The sequence below is a fragment of the Dietzia sp. SLG310A2-38A2 genome (assembly GCF_014145095.1).
Taxonomy (GTDB): domain Bacteria; phylum Actinomycetota; class Actinomycetes; order Mycobacteriales; family Mycobacteriaceae; genus Dietzia.
The window spans coordinates 1-1,253 of record NZ_JAALDX010000493.1 but is presented as its reverse complement, the minus strand read 5'-3'; the positions used below and the strand labels follow the sequence as shown (position 1 = coordinate 1,253).

At 69.0% G+C, this 1,253-nt stretch carries 1 protein-coding gene and 1 pseudogene; one reads left to right on the top strand and one right to left on the bottom strand.

Annotated elements, in window-relative coordinates; all coding sequences use genetic code 11:
- Positions 1–77 precede the first annotated feature (77 nt).
- Positions 78–746 carry a fasciclin domain-containing protein gene (locus tag G6027_RS15955; RefSeq protein ID WP_182638020.1) on the bottom strand — a complete coding sequence of 223 codons (669 nt, stop codon included), beginning with the start codon at positions 744–746 and terminating at the stop codon, positions 78–80.
- A 132-nt stretch (positions 747–878) separates the two neighbouring features.
- Between G6027_RS15955 and G6027_RS15950 the strand changes: the two are divergent.
- Positions 879–1,253, top strand: a pseudogene (locus G6027_RS15950) (oxidoreductase); the annotation flags it as partial.

Below are 1,253 nucleotides of genomic sequence, written 5' to 3'. Positions count from 1 at the left end.
CCGACGCTCTCGCGTCGGCCCGGGCCTCGGTACTCCTGAACGGTGGGGTGGTCAGAGCCTCCCGTGGTTCAGCGATATCACTCCTCGGGAACCATGACCTCATCGATCAGGTAGACGGTGGCGTTGGCGGTCTCGACGCCACCACAGATGACGTTGGCACCGTTGACAGTGAGCGCGTCACCGGAGCCCATGACCTCAACGTCAGCGCCGTTCAGCGTGGTCTGCATGCCCTCGATCTCGTCGGGGGTGATCTGACCCTCGACCACGTGGTAGGTCAGGATGCTGGTGAGCAGCTCGGGATCGGTCTGCAGCGCCTCCATCGTCGCGTCGTCGACCTGCGCGAACGCGTCGTCGACCGGCGCGAACACGGTGTACTCACCGTTGTTGAGCGTGTCGACCAGGTCGACCTCCGGGTTCACCCCGCCCGACACGGCGGCCGTGAGAGTGGTGAGCAGCGGGTTGTTGGAGGCGGCGGTGGCGACCGGCTCCATGGCCATGCCGTCGACCGAGCCCGGGCCGTCCGGGTTGGCCTCGGCGTAGTCCGCACACCCGGGACCGACCAGCATGCCGGCCGGCTCCGCCATGGCGGAGGTCTCTTCAGTGGTCATCTCGGAGGTCATGGGGGCGGACGTGGTGCCCTCGGCCTCGGTGCTGCCTTCGTCGTTCGCGCAGCCGGCCAGAACGAGGCCGCTCACGGCAGCCGCCGCCGCGATCGATGCCATACGGCGGGAGATCGTGATGCTCATTGTGTTGGTCCTTTCAACAGAGCCTTGCGTGCTGGGTCAACGGTTCTTCGGCACTGCTGTCGAGCCGGATGGGTGGCCCCCCACACATTTCTCCCGAACCGTCCGGCGGGGCCTGTGCTCCGAACTCTTGATGTGGACAACAACCAGCCCCGACCCCGCGTGACGGCTCAGATCTCCGCGGGGATCCTCTCGACCGGCATCGCCCTCGCGGTCGGTCACGCGATCGCGGGACTGGTCGCCCCCGGGTCGTCACCCTTCCTGGCGGTGGCCGACTCCGTCGTCGACCGCGCACCCGCAACCGTCCGCGAGGCGACCATCGACGCGCTCGGCACCGCGGACAAGCCCGCGCTGCTGATCAGCCTCGCCGGCATCCTCGCGGTGCTGGGCGTGGTGGTCGGCTTGATGGAGCGTCCGCGCCGCCCGATCGGTTCCCTCATCATCGTCGCCCTCGGTCTCACGGGGACGCTCGCCGCGGTGACGCGTCCGACGGCCGGGCCCGCGTGGGCG

Bases quoted from the DNA above. Each gene is read 5' to 3' on its own strand.
- G6027_RS15955 (WP_182638020.1), bottom strand. From the start codon at position 746: ATGAGCATCACGATCTCCCGCCGTATGGCATCGATCGCGGCGGCGGCT.